Here is an 18,409-nt window from a genome sequence, read left to right as displayed (position 1 = left end):
CTAACTTTGCAACAGTGCCCTCGGCCCCTTCCGGCGTGAAGGCGGCATCGAGCGGGATTTCCTTGCAGCACACGCAGCAACTGGTGCTCGGTTCATTGGCGTTCATGGTGGTGTTCCTCCATTGGTTGACGAAGCCGACGAAGGCCGCCGCCGGCATCGGCCTGGCGAACAGGAAACCCTGCACCGTGTCGCAACCCGCCTGCCGCAACCACGCAAGGCAGTCGGGTGTTTCCACACCCTCGGCTACCACCTCCATTGTCGTTTTCAGAAGACGGCTGCACTGAACGTCAGAAGCCGACTGCACTATAGCAGCGGAGGGGTTGGATCCATCAGGCAACGACGGGCTGCTGCCGGCCATCAGCGGACGCAGGGAGGACTTTCCGCAACCGGCCGTTCGATGCGGCACCGATGGCCTTCGCGCAGGGGTAGTGAATCCGCCAGGATTGACTTGCGCTGCCCTACCTCTCACTAGTGAGGGGCGGCAGCGCATCAAGCGGTGAGCGCACTCCGGCACCGCCAACTTTCAGCACATGCGTGTAAATCATCGTCGTAGAGACGTCGGAATGGCCGAGCAGATCCTGCACGGTTCGAATGTCGTAACCGCTGCGGAGCAAGGCCGTCGCGAACGAGTGGCGGAGGGTGTGCGGTGTGGCGGGCTTCGTGATGCCTGCTTGTTCTACGGCACGTTTGAAGGCGCGCTGAAAGGTCTGGTCATACATGTGATGGCGACGCACGACACCGCTCCGTGGATCGGTCGAATGCGTGTGCTGCGCAAAAACCCAGAACCACGGCCAGGAATGCCCGGCGCGCGGATACTTCCGCTCAAGGGCGTCGGGAAGCGCAACGCCGCTGCGGCCCTCGGCCTGGTCCTTCAGCCACCATGCCCGTGCACGCGACAGCTGCTCGCGCAGGCTGGGTGCCAAGCTCTCGGGTAACATCAAGGCCCGATCCTTGGAGCCCTTGCCCTCCCGCACGATGATCGTGCCGTGATCGAAATCCAGATCCTTGACCCGCAGTTGCAAACCCTCACTGATCCGCATGCCCGTTCCATACAGAAGCTGGGCGAACAAACGATGCTCGCCTTCCAGAAAACCGAGGATGCGAACCACTTCATCCGGGGTCAGCACCACCGGCAAGCGCCGCGACGGCCGAGGTCTTCCGATCTCCTGAAGCCAGGGCAGATCCGTGCACAGCACCTTGCCGTAGAAGAACAGCAAGGCCGCCAATGCCTGACGATGCGTGGAGACCGAAACCTTGCGCTCGTTCGCCAGCCAGGACAGAAATGCCTCGACTTCGCTGCTGCCCAAGGTTGCCGGGTGACGCACACCGTGGAAACGGATGAAGGCACGAACCCAGTGGACATAAGCCTGTTCGGTTCGTAAGCTGTAATGCAAGTAGCGTATGCGCTCACGCAACTGGTCCAGAACCTTGACCGAACGCAGCGGTGGTAACGGCGCAGTGGCGGTTTTCATGGCTTGTTATGACTGTTTTTTTGGGGTACAGTCTATGCCTCGGGCATCCAAGCAGCAAGCGCGTTACGCCGTGGGTCGATGTTTGATGTTATGGAGCAGCAACGATGTTACGCAGCAGGGCAGTCGCCCTAAAACAAAGTTAGCCATATGAACTCGGAATCAGTACGCATTTATCTCGTTGCTGCGATGGGAGCCAATCGGGTTATTGGCAATGGTCCTAATATCCCCTGGAAAATTCCGGGTGAGCAGAAGATTTTTCGCAGACTCACTGAGGGAAAAGTCGTTGTCATGGGGCGAAAGACCTTTGAGTCTATCGGCAAGCCTCTACCGAACCGTCACACATTGGTAATCTCACGCCAAGCTAACTACCGCGCCACTGGCTGCGTAGTTGTTTCAACGCTGTCGCACGCTATCGCTTTGGCATCCGAACTCGGCAATGAACTCTACGTCGCGGGCGGAGCTGAGATATACACTCTGGCACTACCTCACGCCCACGGCGTGTTTCTATCTGAGGTACATCAAACCTTCGAGGGTGACGCCTTCTTCCCAATGCTCAACGAAACAGAATTCGAGCTTGTCTCAACCGAAACCATTCAAGCTGTAATTCCGTACACCCACTCCGTTTATGCGCGTCGAAACGGCTAACCATTCCGTCAACGGGACGCCAAAATGCTGCGCATTTTGGTTCCCTCCGCTGCGCTCCGGCTCTCGTTACGTCCAACGTTAGCACCACTGAAACCCAGCTTTATTTAGCTCATGTTTATTCAAACGGCATTTAGCTTTTCAGGCGTTATTCAGTGCCTGTTTTGCCTTTTTTCCGGGCTTCGCCTGCATGGGCTGCGCAGGTTTTCAGTCTTTTTGGCCTCTAGCCCTTGCGTAGCAAGCGCAAGCAGCTATCGTTTTTGCAGTGCTGTGCCGCCTCGGTGGCGCAGCGTTTTTTCACGGTTAGCGCCCGTCGCCAAATTCAAGTTATCCGTTTTGGCTTCTGGTTCTAACATTTCGGTCAAGCCGACCCGCATTCTGCGGTCGGCTTACCTCGCCCGTTAGACATCATGAGGGAAGCGGTGACCATCGAAATTTCGAACCAACTATCAGAGGTGCTAAGCGTCATTGAGCGCCATCTGGAATCAACGTTGCTGGCCGTGCATTTGTACGGCTCCGCAGTGGATGGCGGCCTGAAGCCATACAGCGATATTGATTTGTTGGTTACTGTGGCCGTAAAGCTTGATGAAACGACGCGGCGAGCATTGCTCAATGACCTTATGGAGGCTTCGGCTTTCCCTGGCGAGAGCGAGACGCTCCGCGCTATAGAAGTCACCCTTGTCGTGCATGACGACATCATCCCGTGGCGTTATCCGGCTAAGCGCGAGCTGCAATTTGGAGAATGGCAGCGCAATGACATTCTTGCGGGTATCTTCGAGCCAGCCATGATCGACATTGATCTAGCTATCCTGCTTACAAAAGCAAGAGAACATAGCGTTGCCTTGGTAGGTCCGGCAGCGGAGGAATTCTTTGACCCGGTTCCTGAACAGGATCTATTCGAGGCGCTGAGGGAAACCTTGAAGCTATGGAACTCGCAGCCCGACTGGGCCGGCGATGAGCGAAATGTAGTGCTTACGTTGTCCCGCATTTGGTACAGCGCAATAACCGGCAAAATCGCGCCGAAGGATGTCGCTGCCGACTGGGCAATAAAACGCCTACCTGCCCAGTATCAGCCCGTCTTACTTGAAGCTAAGCAAGCTTATCTGGGACAAAAAGAAGATCACTTGGCCTCACGCGCAGATCACTTGGAAGAATTTATTCGCTTTGTGAAAGGCGAGATCATCAAGTCAGTTGGTAAATGATGTCTAACAATTCGTTCAAGCCGACCGCGCTACGCGCGGCGGCTTAACTCCGGCGTTGGGCGCACAATAAGGCTCCTTGCAGAGTTGCTTGAAAGTTGTTACGATTCAAATTCAATCATGAGATAGTCAGCAGATGAGCACTTCCAAGAACGCAGACAAGTAAGCCGCAGCAACCTTCATTTTTCGGTTGTTGCGGCGTTCTCATGAATCCTTTTGCTCTACGGGAGCGCCGCCAAATCCTTTGTTCAAGGAGATGGTTTCGTGAGCTCAAAAAACTTTAGTTGGCGGTACTCCCTTGCCGCCACGGTGTTGTTGTTATCACCGTTCGATTTATTGGCATCACTCGGCATGGACATGTACTTGCCAGCAGTGCCGTTTATGCCAAACGCGCTTGGTACGACAGCGAGCACAATTCAGCTTACGCTGACAACGTACTTGGTCATGATTGGTGCCGGTCAGCTCTTGTTTGGACCGCTATCGGACCGACTGGGGCGCCGCCCCGTTCTACTGGGAGGTGGCCTCGCCTACGTTGTGGCGTCAATGGGCCTCGCTCTTACGTCATCGGCTGAAGTCTTTCTGGGGCTTCGGATTCTTCAGGCTTGTGGTGCCTCGGCGTGCCTTGTTTCCACATTTGCAACAGTACGTGACATTTACGCAGGTCGCGAGGAAAGTAATGTCATTTACGGCATACTCGGATCCATGCTGGCCATGGTCCCGGCGGTAGGCCCATTGCTCGGAGCGCTCGTCGACATGTGGCTTGGGTGGCGGGCTATCTTTGCGTTTCTAGGTTTGGGCATGATCGCTGCATCTGCAGCAGCGTGGCGATTCTGGCCTGAAACCCGGGTGCAACGAGTTGCGGGCTTGCAATGGTCGCAGCTGCTACTCCCCGTTAAGTGCCTGAACTTCTGGTTGTACACGTTGTGTTACGCCGCTGGAATGGGTAGCTTCTTCGTCTTTTTCTCCATTGCGCCCGGACTAATGATGGGCAGGCAAGGTGTGTCTCAGCTTGGCTTCAGCCTGCTGTTCGCCACAGTGGCAATTGCCATGGTGTTTACGGCTCGTTTTATGGGGCGTGTGATACCCAAGTGGGGCAGCCCAAGTGTCTTGCGAATGGGAATGGGATGCCTGATAGCTGGAGCAGTATTGCTTGCCATCACCGAAATATGGGCTTTGCAGTCCGTGTTAGGCTTTATTGCTCCAATGTGGCTAGTGGGTATTGGTGTCGCCACAGCGGTATCTGTGGCGCCCAATGGCGCTCTTCGAGGATTCGACCATGTTGCTGGAACGGTCACGGCAGTCTACTTCTGCTTGGGCGGTGTACTGCTAGGAAGCATCGGAACGTTGATCATTTCGCTGTTGCCGCGCAACACGGCTTGGCCGGTTGTCGTGTACTGTTTGACCCTTGCAACAGTCGTGCTCGGTCTGTCTTGTGTTTCCCGAGTGAAGGGCTCTCGCGGCCAGGGGGAGCATGATGTGGTCGCGCTACAAAGTGCGGAAAGTACATCAAATCCCAATCGTTGAGAGAATGTGGCAAGCTATCGCCCAACAAATCGCTGCAGCCGACCCAAAACCGCTACGCGGTTTCGGTCGGCTGAGCTCAGGCGTTAAACATCATGAGGGAAGCGGTGATCGCCGAAGTATCGACTCAACTATCAGAGGTAGTTGGCGTCATCGAGCGCCATCTCGAACCGACGTTGCTGGCCGTACATTTGTACGGCTCCGCAGTGGATGGCGGCCTGAAGCCACACAGTGATATTGATTTGCTGGTTACGGTGACCGTAAGGCTTGATGAAACAACGCGGCGAGCTTTGATCAACGACCTTTTGGAAACTTCGGCTTCCCCTGGAGAGAGCGAGATTCTCCGCGCTGTAGAAGTCACCATTGTTGTGCACGACGACATCATTCCGTGGCGTTATCCAGCTAAGCGCGAACTGCAATTTGGAGAATGGCAGCGCAATGACATTCTTGCAGGTATCTTCGAGCCAGCCACGATCGACATTGATCTGGCTATCTTGCTGACAAAAGCAAGAGAACATAGCGTTGCCTTGGTAGGTCCAGCGGCGGAGGAACTCTTTGATCCGGTTCCTGAACAGGATCTATTTGAGGCGCTAAATGAAACCTTAACGCTATGGAACTCGCCGCCCGACTGGGCTGGCGATGAGCGAAATGTAGTGCTTACGTTGTCCCGCATTTGGTACAGCGCAGTAACCGGCAAAATCGCGCCGAAGGATGTCGCTGCCGACTGGGCAATGGAGCGCCTGCCGGCCCAGTATCAGCCCGTCATACTTGAAGCTAGACAGGCTTATCTTGGACAAGAAGAAGATCGCTTGGCCTCCCGCGCAGATCAGTTGGAAGAATTTGTTCACTACGTGAAAGGCGAGATCACCAAGGTAGTCGGCAAATAATGTCTAACAATTCGTTCAAGCCGACGCCGCTTCGCGGCGCGGCTTAACTCAAGCGTTAGTCGGACGCCTACGGCGCCGAGGAAAAAAGAAACCAAACCATTCTTGCTGCCAAAGAGAAAAACCCCTTACGGTGGCGTACTGGGAAAGTGCGTATCTACGACGCCTTGCCGGTCTCAATGTCATGCCGTCCTCTTTCGAAGGCTGCTTGATGCAAACCTCTCAAAAATCTGGCATAAACTATCTTGACATATTCCGATTGAACACCTTCCGAATATCAGCGGCTATCAGCGGGATCTCATCTTTTTTCGTGACGTAGGAGTGGGCATTCTGCTGCAGATGAAACTGGCAGCGTTGCCACAGAATTCCAGGGAAGACAGCATCGATTGCCGCGCGCAGTCCTGAGTGGTCATCACTGGTGATCATTCGCAGGCCGTGCATCCCTCGTCGTACGAGACCCTCGAGAAAGGAACGCCAGTTTACCTCTGCCTCACTGTTCGCGACTTCGGCGTCAAGAATATGCCGATTCCCGCTGTAATCAACGCCAATAGCCACTAGAAGCGCCTGCTTGACCACATGGGAACCGACGCGAACCGATTCATAGGTCGCATCAAGTACCAAGTATTGAATCTGTCCGACAGGCTGCGCCTTCCAAGACGTAATCTCTTCATCGAGCTCCTTTGCCAGCCTGCTGACCTGGGACGAGCTGACTTCGGTGCCACAAAGAATTTCGACGATATCCGAGACCCTGCGGGTACTTACTCCTTTGACATACATTTCGGCGATGGCGAGCTTGAGAGCACGCTCACTGCGCATGCCTTTCTCGATGCAGCTGGGATAAAACTCCATCCCGCGAACTTGTGGTACTTTCAAGAGGACTTTCCCGGTCGCAAGATTGAATATTGGATTATTTGGATTTACCAACAAACACTACTATTTAGCTACGAAAACTCAAGAGAAGTACACAAAACCTTTTGGAAGTGATGGAAGTTTAAGTCCTCTTGATTATAGTGTAGGTATTGGAACAGGTTTAGAATTAGGACATTTCCAGTTTATGTTTGGCTATGATTACCCTCTTAGTAACAGTTCGAAAGATCCAGACCTAAGTCAAGTACGCCAACACAACTTCAGAGCAAGTATAGCATATTCATTTAGAAAGCTAAAAAAATAAAACTAACCTAGGGCTTTGGATATTTTCAAGGCATCTGATAAAGACTTAACATCATGGGTGCGGAGATAATCTGCACCTTTTTTGTATGCATACATTTCTGCTGCAAGAGTTGGTGCTAAACGAGATTTCACATCGGTTCCAGTTATTTTACCTAAGAATGATTTCCGTGACACTGCAATCATTACTTGCAAATTAAAAGCTTCTTGAATTTCAGGGAAACGCTTCAAAACAAGAATAGATGTTTCTGGATTAGAGCCTAAAAAGAAGCCCATACCCGGATCAAGAATAATTCGTTCACGCTTTACACCAGCCTCAACTAAAGCAGCAATTCTTTCTTTAAAAAATTCCATCATGGAAGTAAAAACCTCTTCCGGATTCGTTTCAACTTTAGTAGCTGCACCAATTCGCTGAACGGAGTGCATCAACACAAGTTTGCAATCTGACTTTGCCAAGCCTGAATAAATCTCAGGATAAGGAAAACCTTGAATATCATTAATAAAATCAACCTTTTGTTCTATGCAAAAACTCTGAACCTCAGGTTTAAATGTATCAACAGAAATAGAAATGCCTTTTTCTTTTAAAGCCTTAATGACAGGTTTGAGTCTTTTGATTTCTTCCACAACGCCCACTTCAGTTGTATCAGGATTACTGGAAGCGGCTCCCAAATCAATCACATCTGCTCCATCTTCAACCAAATGCAGAGCATGCTCAATTGCCTTATCTGTATCTAAATAAAGTCCTCCATCGGAAAAACTATCGGTGGTTATATTTACGATTCCAAAAATCTTGCTCATATCATTTTGCTTTGATTACAAAAGTAGCATTTATCTTAATTGACTAATTATCACTTACGCAAATTGACACATTTTCCCTATCTTTGCAGCCTAATTTTTTTGTTTTAATTCATTATGAAAACTGATAGGAACTGTCATTTCGAGTTTTTCGCGGTTTTGGGTCAAAATTCGGTTTTTTCCCCGAACTACGACTGTTTTCGCACCCCGAACAACTAATCCAATCAGAATTTTCCGGCAACGCCGACTCCAAGAAGTGTAATTCCAGTCTATTTCTGCCGTCAACCCCTGATTCGCGTTAATGCGACAAAGCTCAAACACATAACTCCCCCACGAAGCCATATAAACTCCGATTTCGAGGTGTTATCCTGTTCCGCATAAACTTCGTTTTTGGGTATTATACCTACACCAAAGCAAGAAGATTATGGGTCCAAACTTCATTTGTATATTTTGCAAACAAATATCTGCCTGTCATATCTGTCGGAGTGTGGTGATACTCCTTTGCATTAAAAATGCGCTGATAAAAGGTAGTTCAGCAAAAGGCGAAACGCCAATAAATATATCTATAACCGGTTTCGCCCGTTGATTGGGTATCGCCGTGCTTCCGATATGTTCAATGGCTACGGCATGAGAACCGAAAAAATGGAGCAATTTTATTTTCTCTTCTTCAAAATTCTTTGTCCAATCCGGGTTATATTCCATAATTTCAATTTTCATGATAGTTTCGTCCTTGCCTCAAAAACCATGTTTGGTATTATACTCCATATCTCTCCGGTGCAGGAATAGCCTTTTCTGATGCACGGCTAACAGCTTCCCATTCTTCCCAGGTAGCCATCCGTGCTTTTAAGGTATCCATCGCCAAATCGTATACCATGCTGCCAAGGATAAGCCTCAAAGGCGGATTATTGCTGGCTACTAATTTCATAAGGGCTTCCGCTGCCAAGGAAGGATCACTATCGACCGAATCTTCGGAATACTGTTTCGCCAGCTCATCGCGCAGTGTACCGTATGAATCTAATGGATTGCTGTAACTCATCGAAGTGTATAAATCTGTCCAATATCCTCCTGGTTCCACCATAGTGAGTTTCACTCCGAAATGTTCCGCTTCTTTTGCTAAGGCTTCACTCATTCCTTCCAGCGCAAATTTACTTGCACTGTAAATACCAGACATCGGACCCGAGATAATAGCGCCAATGCTTGTAATCTGTATGATATGTCCAGAACGCTGCGACCTCAAATAGGGCATCACTGCCTGACAAACCCAAAGAGCTCCAAAAAAGTTTGTGTCCATTAGTTTCCGAGCATCGGATTCGTTTAGTTCTTCAATCATACCCATAGTCATGATACCCGCATTATTAACAACAATATCAAGCCTACCGAAATGTTTAACTGCTGTTTCAACCGTAGAAAAAACAGCCTCCCTATCTGTAACATCGAGGTTTAATGGCAGTAAGCTCTCTTGATATGTTTCTTCTAGCTTCGCCAAATTATCGATAGTCCTTGCAACTGCAACAACTTTATCCCCGGCTTTCAAGGCGGCGCATGTAAAAGCATAGCCAAGCCCCTTGCTTGCTCCGGTAATAAACCATACTCTTTTATTTTCGCTATTAGGTATCATAGATATTCTCCTTTAGGCTATTATAGAAAGATTATTATAAGCGAAATTAATACCGTTAAACGCCATGAGCCCGACAATTTTGAGCACTTTGTTTTGTACTCCCAGAAGCTCACCACTACAAATTATCATCAACCCGGTCCTTTTTTCAGTCCACTTGCGGTTTCATTGTTACTTTGTCATAGCGTCGTGTCAGAATGCGGCAGAGAACAGCGTTTACTATCAACGCAACACCAGACCAGAAAAACCATGTATTAACACCTATAACCTCAACAACCGGACCTGCAACAAGTAAGCCTATCGGCATAGAAAGAGTCATGGCGGTCATCAAAAGGGAAAACACCTTGCCCATCATTTCAGGGGCAATGCTTTCTTGAACATAAGCCATAACAGGAACATTCATAAATGGGCACTGTTGCAAAGTTAGCGATGAGGCAGCCTTTTGTCTTATTCAAAGGCCTTACATTTCAAAAACTCTGCTTACCAGGCGCATTTCGCCCAGGGGATCACCATAATAAAATGCTGAGGCCTGGCCTTTGCGTAGTGCACGCATCACCTCAATACCTTTGATGGTGGCGTAAGCCGTCTTCATGGATTTAAATCCCAGCGTGGCGCCGATTATCCGTTTCAGTTTGCCATGATCGCATTCAATCACGTTGTTCCGGTACTTAATCTGTCGGTGTTCAACGTCAGACGGGCACCGGCCTTCGCGTTTGAGCAGAGCAAGCGCGCGACCATAGGCGGGCGCTTTATCCGTGTTGATGAATCGCGGGATCTGCCACTTCTTCACGTTGTTGAGGATTTTACCCAGAAACCGGTATGCAGCTTTGCTGTTACGACGGGAGGAGATATAAAAATCGACAGTGCGGCCCCGGCTGTCGACGGCCCGGTACAGATACGCCCAGCGGCCATTGACCTTCACGTAGGTTTCATCCATGTGCCACGGGCAAAGATCGGAAGGGTTACGCCAGTACCAGCGCAGCCGTTTTTCCATTTCAGGCGCATAACGCTGAACCCAGCGGTAAATCGTGGAGTGATCGACATTCACTCCGCGTTCAGCCAGCATCTCCTGCAGCTCACGGTAACTGATGCCGTATTTGCAGTACCAGCGTACGGCCCACAGAATGATGTCACGCTGAAAATGCCGGCCTTTGAATGGGTTCATGTGCAGCTCCATCAGCAAAAGGGGATGATAAGTTTATCACCACCGACTATTTGCAACAGTGCCTGAAAAAGCCCGTAGCGGGCTGCTACGGGCGTCTGACGCGGTGGAAAGGGGGAGGGGATGTTGTCTACATGGCTCTGCTGTAGTGAGTGGGTTGCGCTCCGGCAGCGGTCCTGATCAATCGTCACCCTTTCTCGGTCCTTCAACGTTCCTGACAACGAGCCTCCTTTTCGCCAATCCATCGACAATCACCGCGAGTCCCTGCTCGAACGCTGCGTCCGGACCGGCTTCGTCGAAGGCGTCTATCGCGGCCCGCAACAGCGGCGAGAGCGGAGCCTGTTCAACGGTGCCGCCGCGCTCGCCGGCATCGCTGTCGCCGGCCTGCTCCTCAAGCACGGCCCCAACAGTGAAGTAGCTGATTGTCATCAGCGCATTGACGGCGTCCCCGGCCGAAAAACCCGCCTCGCAGAGGAAGCGAAGCTGCGCGTCGGCCGTTTCCATCTGCGGTGCGCCCGGTCGCGTGCCGGCATGGATGCGCGCGCCATCGCGGTAGGCGAGCAGCGCCTGCCTGAAGCTGCGGGCATTCCCGATCAGAAATGAGCGCCAGTCGTCGTCGGCTCTCGGCACCGAATGCGTATGATTCTCCGCCAGCATGGCTTCGGCCAGTGCGTCGAGCAGCGCCCGCTTGTTCCTGAAGTGCCAGTAAAGCGCCGGCTGCTGAACCCCCAACCGTTCCGCCAGTTTGCGTGTCGTCAGACCGTCTACGCCGACCTCGTTCAACAGGTCCAGGGCGGCACGGATCACTGTATTCGGCTGCAACTTTGTCATGCTTGACACTTTATCACTGATAAACATAATATGTCCACCAACTTATCAGTGATAAAGAATCCGCGCGTTCAATCGGACCAGCGGAGGCTGGTCCGGAGGCCAGACGTGAAACCCAACAGACCCCTGATCGTAATTCTGAGCACTGTCGCGCTCGACGCTGTCGGCATCGGCCTGATTATGCCGGTGCTGCCGGGCCTCCTGCGCGATCTGGTTCACTCGAACGACGTCACCGCCCACTATGGCATTCTGCTGGCGCTGTATGCGTTGATGCAATTTGCCTGCGCACCTGTGCTGGGCGCGCTGTCGGATCGTTTCGGGCGGCGGCCGGTCTTGCTCGTCTCGCTGGCCGGCGCTGCTGTCGACTACGCCATCATGGCGACGGCGCCTTTCCTTTGGGTTCTCTATATCGGGCGGATCGTGGCCGGCATCACCGGGGCGACTGGGGCGGTAGCCGGCGCTTATATTGCCGATATCACTGATGGCGATGAGCGCGCGCGGCACTTCGGCTTCATGAGCGCCTGTTTCGGGTTCGGGATGGTCGCGGGACCTGTGCTCGGTGGGCTGATGGGCGGTTTCTCCCCCCACGCTCCGTTCTTCGCCGCGGCAGCCTTGAACGGCCTCAATTTCCTGACGGGCTGTTTCCTTTTGCCGGAGTCGCACAAAGGCGAACGCCGGCCGTTACGCCGGGAGGCTCTCAACCCGCTCGCTTCGTTCCGGTGGGCCCGGGGCATGACCGTCGTCGCCGCCCTGATGGCGGTCTTCTTCATCATGCAACTTGTCGGACAGGTGCCGGCCGCGCTTTGGGTCATTTTCGGCGAGGATCGCTTTCACTGGGACGCGACCACGATCGGCATTTCGCTTGCCGCATTTGGCATTCTGCATTCACTCGCCCAGGCAATGATCACCGGCCCTGTAGCCGCCCGGCTCGGCGAAAGGCGGGCACTCATGCTCGGAATGATTGCCGACGGCACAGGCTACATCCTGCTTGCCTTCGCGACACGGGGATGGATGGCGTTCCCGATCATGGTCCTGCTTGCTTCGGGTGGCATCGGAATGCCGGCGCTGCAAGCAATGTTGTCCAGGCAGGTGGATGAGGAACGTCAGGGGCAGCTGCAAGGCTCACTGGCGGCGCTCACCAGCCTGACCTCGATCGTCGGCCCCCTCCTCTTCACGGCGATCTATGCGGCTTCTATAACAACGTGGAACGGGTGGGCATGGATTGCAGGCGCTGCCCTCTACTTGCTCTGCCTGCCGGCGCTGCGTCGCGGGCTTTGGAGCGGCGCAGGGCAACGAGCCGATCGCTGATCGTGGAAACGATAGGCCTATGCCATGCGGGTCAAGGCGACTTCCGGCAAGCTATACGCGCCCTAGGAGTGCGGTTGGAACGTTGGCCCAGCCAGATACTCCCGATCACGAGCAGGACGCCGATGATTTGAAGCGCACTCAGCGTCTGATCCAAGAACAACCATCCTAGCAACACGGCGGTCCCCGGGCTGAGAAAGCCCAGTAAGGAAACAACTGTAGGTTCGAGTCGCGAGATCCCCCGGAACCAAAGGAAGTAGGTTAAACCCGCTCCGATCAGGCCGAGCCACGCCAGGCCGAGAACATTGGTTCCTGTAGGCATCGGGATTGGCGGATCAAACACTAAAGCTACTGGAACGAGCAGAAGTCCTCCGGCCGCCAGTTGCCAGGCGGTAAAGGTGAGCAGAGGCACGGGAGGTTGCCACTTGCGGGTCAGCACGGTTCCGAACGCCATGGAAACCGCCCCCGCCAGGCCCGCTGCGACGCCGACAGGATCTAGCGCTGCGTTTGGTGTCAACACCAACAGCGCCACGCCCGCAGTTCCGCAAATAGCCCCCAGGACCGCCATCAATCGTATCGGGCTACCTAGCAGAGCGGCAGAGATGAACACGACCATCAGCGGCTGCACAGCGCCTACCGTCGCCGCGACCCCGCCCGGCAGGCGGTAGACCGAAATAAACAACAAGCTCCAGAATAGCGAAATATTAAGTGCGCCGAGGATGAAGATGCGCATCCACCAGATTCCCGTTGGAATCTGTCGGACGATCATCACGAGCAATAAACCCGCCGGCAACGCCCGCAGCATCGCGACCGTCATCGGTGAGAAGTTCGGCAGGTATTGGGTGGTGACAATGTAGGTGCTGCCCCAAATGGCAGGTGCTATCGCTGTGAACAATAAATCGGGCGTGCGTAATGACATGCGATTACAAGACCTCCGCTACGGCGATGGGTTTTTGAGAGTTGCAGGCGCCGCGATGACCGCACCCTGACTTGGACTGGCCCTGCCTCGCACCAATCCACCTGCGGCTATGGCCGCGATCATGCGAGGCCCGAAAATTACACGACCTGTACACGTCCGCCGAACCCGGAACGCAACAGAGCTTCGTGGGCATCCCGATCCGGGTCGTAGCAGCAGTCCTGGACCAAACGCACGTCGTAGTCCGCATCACTAGCCCAGGCGACGCTTGAAAGAACAACGCCGGTGGTGCTTATCCCGGCCATGACAAGCGTGCTTACGCCGCGCGTCCGAAGGTCGGCGTCGAGCGCCGTGCCATAAAAGACGCTGGCTCGCGGACATGCATAGAAAAGGTCGCCCCGTTCGATCGCAAGCCCTTCGACGGGCAGACCGGTGCGAAATCGTCCGCTCGGGAGATACGGTGAGATTTGGCGATTCGTCGCCGGCGGCGCATGTTCATACTCTTCGCCGAGCGAAAAGTTGGGGAACAGCACGGGCCGGCCGCGCAAGGCGTGCTGGCAGCCGTGCAGACCCTGCGTGAGATGAACGCCGACAACCTGCGCAAGGTGCCGGCCGATGCACCCACGGCCTTCATCAAGCCGCGCTGGAAGCCGCTGGTGATCACCCCGGAAGGCCTCGACCGGAAATTCTACGAAATCTGCGCCCTGTCCGAGCTGAAGAACGCCCTGCGCTCCGGCGACATCTGGGTCAAGGGCTCGCGGCAGTTCCGCGACTTCGACGACTACCTGCTGCCGGCCGAGAAGTTCGCCGCACTCAAGCGCGAGCAGGCCCTGCCCCTGGCGATCAACCCGAACAGCGACCAGTACCTGGAAGAGCGTTTGCAGCTGCTGGACGAGCAGTTGGCCACCGTCACCCGCCTGGCCAAGGACAACGAGCTGCCCGATGCCATCCTCACCGAGTCAGGGCTGAAAATCACCCCGCTGGATGCGGCGGTGCCGGATCGGGCGCAGGCGCTGATCGACCAAACCAGCCAGTTACTGCCGCGCATCAAGATCACCGAACTGCTGATGGACGTGGACGACTGGACGGGCTTCAGCCGCCACTTCACCCACTTGAAGGACGGGGCCGAGGCCAAAGACAGGACGTTGCTGCTGTCCGCAATCCTCGGTGATGCGATCAACCTCGGGCTGACCAAGATGGCCGAGTCGAGCCCCGGCCTGACCTACGCCAAGCTGTCCTGGCTGCAAGCCTGGCACATCCGCGACGAAACCTATTCGGCGGCCTTGGCCGAGCTGGTCAACCACCAGTATCGCCACGCCTTTGCCGCCCACTGGGGCGACGGCACGACCTCATCCTCCGATGGCCAGCGCTTCCGCGCGGGTGGCCGGGGCGAGAGCACCGGGCACGTCAACCCGAAGTACGGTAGCGAGCCGGGACGGCTGTTCTATACCCATATCTCCGACCAGTACGCGCCGTTCAGCACCCGCGTGGTGAATGTCGGCGTCCGCGATTCCACCTATGTGCTCGACGGCCTGCTGTACCACGAGTCCGACCTGCGGATCGAGGAGCACTACACCGACACGGCCGGCTTCACCGATCACGTCTTTGCCCTGATGCACCTGCTAGGCTTCCGCTTCGCGCCGCGCATCCGCGACCTCGGCGAAACCAAGCTGTACGTGCCGCAGGGCGTGCAAGCCTACCCGACGTTGCGCCCGCTGATCGGCGGCACCCTGAACATCAAGCACGTGCGTGCCCACTGGGACGACATCCTGCGCCTGGCCAGCTCGATCAAGCAGGGCACCGTCACCGCCTCGCTGATGCTGCGCAAGCTCGGCAGCTACCCGCGCCAGAACGGACTGGCCGTGGCCCTGCGCGAGCTGGGCCGGATCGAGCGCACGCTGTTCATCCTGGACTGGCTGCAAAGTGTTGAACTGCGCCGCCGCGTGCATGCCGGCCTGAACAAAGGTGAGGCGCGCAACTCGCTGGCCAGGGCGGTGTTCTTCAACCGCCTTGGGGAAATCAGGGATCGGAGCTTCGAGCAGCAGCGCTACCGGGCCAGCGGCCTCAACCTGGTGACGGCGGCTATCGTGCTGTGGAACACGGTGTACCTGGAACGCGCCACCCAGGGGTTGGTCGAGGCCGGCAAGCCGGTGGACGGCGAGCTGCTGCAATTCCTGTCGCCGCTGGGCTGGGAGCACATCAACCTAACCGGCGATTACGTCTGGCGGCAGAGCCGCAGACTGGAAGACGGGAAGTTTCGGCCCTTACGGATGCCCGGAAAACCTTAGCGTACGATTTTTTCCGAATTCTGCGGGCTCCCCCAATTGAACTTGAACAAACCCTGTGCCAGCTTCCCCCCCGCCGAGCAGCCTGGATCCCTGCAGGAACAATTCATCGCGCCATGATGCGTGGTGTGCTGGCCTATCGTTCCCTCTACTTTTCAACCACGCTTCCGTTATCTCTACTGCCACTGCAAATAGTCGAGGTTAATCCCCTGTTTTTTGAAGTCATAGAACGAATGGCATTCTGGCCATGGGGAATGCTGGCAGAGCAACAGGCCAGTCTCATTAACGTTTTCTGTGAAGAAATACAGACTGCACGCACAGAAAACTGGACATTACAGCTCCCCTCAGACGCTCGCCTGAACTTATGGCTGGATGGAGTACGTACGGGCGAATTACCCCCACGCCTTGGCCAGTTGTCCCAACAGATTGGTGCATCTGAGCGCACGATAAGCCGGGTCTTTATCAGAGATACCGGAATGAATTATCAGAACTGGCGGCAGCAGTGGAGGCTGCTAAAGGCAATGGAAATGCTGTGTGACGGATGGCAGTTAAGCTATGTGGCGCAACAGCTGGAATTTGTCAGCGACAGTGCATTCATCACGTTTTTTCGACAGCATACAGGTACGACTCCAGCACGTTATTCACTTAAGAATATTGCTGAAAAAAGTCCCCGCTGACGGTGATAAATCAATAAAAAAACAATATCCTAAGTTTTTGTATTTTCTATTAAGGTCGATTTTTGACCTCAACGTACAATAATTTTCGATATCCAAACTGGCCCCAATAAATGCGCCGAAGGCGCATGAAGGCGCCCTCTGTCGCTGAATACTGCACCTCCGTAAATGGCGCCGTAGCCCGGCGCAGCCGGTATCAGTTTTGATAGGTTCCACCAATCCATCACTTCGCCCTGCTAAGCCATAACCCGCAGACAGGCGGCACAGGAAATGATGTGCGCCGTCGGAGTGGTCACGACAAGGCTTCGCCGCAGTCGGGGCGTATCTCCGCGTTAGCGGGCCGTTAGGACCGCTTACGGGCGTGTTGCACAGGGTCTGCCGGAGGTGTGAATTAAAGCGGCTCGGGTTCTAGTTACAACATCCATCATTAAAAGCGATGTTGTTCCGGGCCTTCGGCCCGGGCGGCGGCGCTTTTCAGTGGTGGGTTTTTTGTGGGGAGCTGAGGATCCTAGGAGTAAGTGGTCGACTGTTGCTGTTGTAACGTTCTGAACCCTGCCCGCCATTTTTGGCGGGTGCTAACTCTAGGCGCAAAGCGCCTGAACCGAACCGGCGCGGACTTTGTCCGCTGCAAGGGCGGGCGTTATACACATGTCCACAGGACAGGTGGCGAATAGGTTTTATTTTTAAATGTAAGTAATGACTGAAGTTTAAAAGATAGGAGATCAGAAGTTTAAAAGGATCATCGCGGTTTGTAGAAATTCCTTATTGTGGTTTAAAAAGCATCCATCCAGTAGCTTATCACTTTAGCCTCTTGTGGTTTATGTGGATAACTGGATGAAAACCTAAAAGCGGTGAAATATTGGGCGTTCGGTCACAGAAATATGCGGGCAACAAAAGAAGAATTTTGGTTAAGTTTAGAAAACCCGGCATCAGCAGGACATGTTTGTCATTCAGGTCCCCGACGGGGGCCTGAAACAGGGGCTGAAGAAGGTTAACACGGCAATAAAAGCCGAAAAGTGGGCAGGCGTAAACCGATGCCAGGGCACCAGATTCAAAAAGGCAGCGTATTAGCTGGCGTTAGGTTGTGACCAGCAATGCATCACCAAGTCGTGCGTAATGGCCACGCGAAAGCTTCATTCGCTCCGAGACACGGCGTTCTATCTCTGCCCGAACCGCATCAAGATTACCGAAGAAGCGGCCTTTCCTGATTTCTTTTTGGATTTGCTGGCGAACCAGCAGCTCGATCTCTTTGCGCGTTCGCGGAGCGTCCTTACGCGCCCTGTGACGTTTCATGCCGTGTTCATAGCGTGACTTGTGGTACTGACGGAAGCGTTCACGAACGAATGACCAGGCCGCACTGATAAGTTCATCAGCACCGGCGCGAGGAAGCCCTTTCTTCTCACGCTGCTTATTTTCCCACTCAATACGGCTGCGGCGCGCAGCAGCAACGGCTTCTTCAGACACCCCAAGCACCTGCCACATCAACGGTGTGAAAGTGATGTCTGTGGGGATATTACAGCCAATTTCTTTATCGTATTCGGTGTTATAGGTAATGAGGTTCAGCTGAGCGAGAAACTTCAGGGCACCCGTCAGACGGGTGATCGACAGACGTTTTTTTTCTGTGGCCAGTCCGCAGCGAATGCTCATGGTAGTGAGCGATGAACCAACGCGATTAGCAAGGGGATTAAAATAGTGACACATTGCCTGTACGGATGCTTCCAGTGCCCGTATGCGTAACACTGGCGGGCGCTTTTTGCGCTCACCACGGGCGATCAGCATAGCAACCAGTGCCTGGAACTCTGCACGCTCAGTGAAGCCAACAGCTTTCTCGCGAATTTTTTCACAGAACGGAAGGGTTTTCTTTCCCTTTTCAGGAATGAAAACTGGATTCGGATTTTTTACCTGACGGTAAAGTGTAGTGGTTTCGGAATTCTGCTTACTCAC

The 18,409-nt window shown here is 54.0% G+C and carries 15 protein-coding genes and 6 pseudogenes; 9 read left to right on the top strand and 12 right to left on the bottom strand.

Annotated features, from left to right (window positions below; translation table 11 throughout):
- Positions 1-19: 19 nt before the first annotated feature.
- A pseudogene (locus V1587_RS21705) lies at positions 20-256 on the bottom strand (DUF3330 domain-containing protein); the annotation flags it as partial.
- 202 nt (positions 257-458) lie between these two features.
- Positions 459-1,472, bottom strand: coding sequence for a class 1 integron integrase IntI1 (gene intI1 / locus V1587_RS21700; RefSeq protein ID WP_000845048.1), 1,014 nt, complete (start codon positions 1,470-1,472; stop codon positions 459-461).
- 147 nt (positions 1,473-1,619) lie between these two features.
- On the opposite strand from intI1, the gene dfrA12 reads away from it, so the two are divergent.
- The 5 genes and pseudogenes from dfrA12 to aadA1 all read left to right on the top strand — a co-directional run bounded on the left by dfrA12 (position 1,620) and on the right by aadA1 (position 5,768).
- Positions 1,620-2,117, top strand: coding sequence for a trimethoprim-resistant dihydrofolate reductase DfrA12 (dfrA12, locus tag V1587_RS21695; protein ID WP_001083725.1), 498 nt, complete (start codon positions 1,620-1,622; stop codon positions 2,115-2,117).
- Between the two features lie 111 nt (positions 2,118-2,228).
- On the top strand, positions 2,229-2,519 hold the full coding sequence (locus tag V1587_RS21690; RefSeq protein ID WP_001336345.1) for a DUF1010 domain-containing protein: 291 nt from the start codon (positions 2,229-2,231) through the stop codon (positions 2,517-2,519).
- A gap of 5 nt (positions 2,520-2,524) precedes the next feature.
- Positions 2,525-3,363 (top strand): annotated as a pseudogene (locus V1587_RS21685) (AadA family aminoglycoside 3''-O-nucleotidyltransferase).
- Positions 3,364-3,577: 214 nt separating this feature from the next.
- Complete coding sequence (locus V1587_RS21680) at positions 3,578-4,837, top strand: chloramphenicol efflux MFS transporter CmlA1 (RefSeq protein WP_000095725.1); 1,260 nt, start codon at positions 3,578-3,580, stop codon at positions 4,835-4,837.
- A gap of 92 nt (positions 4,838-4,929) precedes the next feature.
- Positions 4,930-5,768 (top strand): annotated as a pseudogene (gene aadA1, locus V1587_RS21675) (ANT(3'')-Ia family aminoglycoside nucleotidyltransferase AadA1).
- 190 nt (positions 5,769-5,958) lie between these two features.
- Here aadA1 and V1587_RS21670 read toward each other — a convergent pair.
- Entirely contained in the window at positions 5,959-6,591 is a 633-nt protein-coding gene (locus V1587_RS21670) for an IS256 family transposase (protein ID WP_020802982.1), read from the bottom strand.
- Between the two features lie 22 nt (positions 6,592-6,613).
- Here V1587_RS21670 and V1587_RS21665 point away from each other — a divergent pair, with 22 nt between their 5' ends.
- Entirely contained in the window at positions 6,614-6,889 is a 276-nt protein-coding gene (locus tag V1587_RS21665; RefSeq protein ID WP_109023896.1) for a hypothetical protein, read from the top strand.
- Positions 6,890-6,891: 2 nt separating this feature from the next.
- Here the strand turns inward: V1587_RS21665 and sul3 are convergent, their stop codons facing one another.
- The 6 genes and pseudogenes from sul3 to tetR(A) form a co-directional block, all read right to left on the bottom strand.
- Positions 6,892-7,683 carry a sulfonamide-resistant dihydropteroate synthase Sul3 gene (gene sul3, locus V1587_RS21660; protein WP_000034420.1) on the bottom strand — a complete coding sequence of 264 codons (792 nt, stop codon included), beginning with the start codon at positions 7,681-7,683 and terminating at the stop codon, positions 6,892-6,894.
- Between the two features lie 468 nt (positions 7,684-8,151).
- Complete coding sequence (locus tag V1587_RS21655) at positions 8,152-8,397, bottom strand: GrpB family protein (protein WP_001354008.1); 246 nt, start codon at positions 8,395-8,397, stop codon at positions 8,152-8,154.
- A 37-nt stretch (positions 8,398-8,434) separates the two neighbouring features.
- The gene (locus V1587_RS21650; protein ID WP_000612791.1) at positions 8,435-9,298 is read right to left on the bottom strand and encodes an SDR family oxidoreductase; all 864 of its coding nucleotides are present in this window, start codon (positions 9,296-9,298) and stop codon (positions 8,435-8,437) included.
- A gap of 145 nt (positions 9,299-9,443) precedes the next feature.
- Positions 9,444-9,701, bottom strand: a pseudogene (locus V1587_RS21645) (hypothetical protein); the annotation flags it as partial.
- A 54-nt stretch (positions 9,702-9,755) separates the two neighbouring features.
- Positions 9,756-10,460 carry an IS6-like element IS26 family transposase gene (locus V1587_RS21640; protein WP_001067834.1) on the bottom strand — a complete coding sequence of 235 codons (705 nt, stop codon included), beginning with the start codon at positions 10,458-10,460 and terminating at the stop codon, positions 9,756-9,758.
- A gap of 177 nt (positions 10,461-10,637) precedes the next feature.
- Positions 10,638-11,288, bottom strand: a complete 651-nt coding sequence (gene tetR(A) / locus V1587_RS21635) for a tetracycline resistance transcriptional repressor TetR(A) (protein ID WP_000164043.1) — start codon at positions 11,286-11,288, stop codon at positions 10,638-10,640.
- A gap of 105 nt (positions 11,289-11,393) precedes the next feature.
- On the opposite strand from tetR(A), the gene tet(A) reads away from it, so the two are divergent.
- A complete protein-coding gene (gene tet(A) / locus V1587_RS21630) occupies positions 11,394-12,593 on the top strand; it encodes a tetracycline efflux MFS transporter Tet(A) (protein ID WP_000804064.1) in 1,200 nt (399 codons plus the stop codon).
- A gap of 31 nt (positions 12,594-12,624) precedes the next feature.
- Here tet(A) and V1587_RS21625 read toward each other — a convergent pair whose 3' ends face one another.
- Positions 12,625-13,509, bottom strand: coding sequence for a DMT family transporter (locus V1587_RS21625; protein WP_000058717.1), 885 nt, complete (start codon positions 13,507-13,509; stop codon positions 12,625-12,627).
- Positions 13,510-13,646: 137 nt separating this feature from the next.
- On the bottom strand, positions 13,647-14,039 hold the full coding sequence (locus tag V1587_RS21620) for a cysteine hydrolase family protein (RefSeq protein ID WP_001351729.1): 393 nt from the start codon (positions 14,037-14,039) through the stop codon (positions 13,647-13,649).
- Positions 14,040-14,042: 3 nt separating this feature from the next.
- On the opposite strand from V1587_RS21620, the pseudogene V1587_RS21615 reads away from it, so the two are divergent.
- Together V1587_RS21615 and V1587_RS21610 are read left to right on the top strand one after the other, a co-directional pair.
- Positions 14,043-15,794, top strand: a pseudogene (locus tag V1587_RS21615) (Tn3-like element TnAs1 family transposase); the annotation flags it as partial.
- 35 nt (positions 15,795-15,829) lie between these two features.
- Positions 15,830-16,468: pseudogene (locus V1587_RS21610) on the top strand (helix-turn-helix domain-containing protein); the annotation flags it as partial.
- Positions 16,469-17,542: 1,074 nt separating this feature from the next.
- Here the strand turns inward: V1587_RS21610 and repA are convergent.
- The gene (gene repA, locus V1587_RS21605) at positions 17,543-18,409 is read right to left on the bottom strand and encodes a plasmid replication initiator RepA (protein WP_022650061.1); all 867 of its coding nucleotides are present in this window, start codon (positions 18,407-18,409) and stop codon (positions 17,543-17,545) included.

This window comes from Enterobacter sp. ECC-249 (assembly GCF_043965265.1).
Lineage (GTDB): Bacteria > Pseudomonadota > Gammaproteobacteria > Enterobacterales > Enterobacteriaceae > Enterobacter > Enterobacter quasiroggenkampii.
This window is presented reverse-complemented; position numbering and strand designations above follow the sequence as displayed.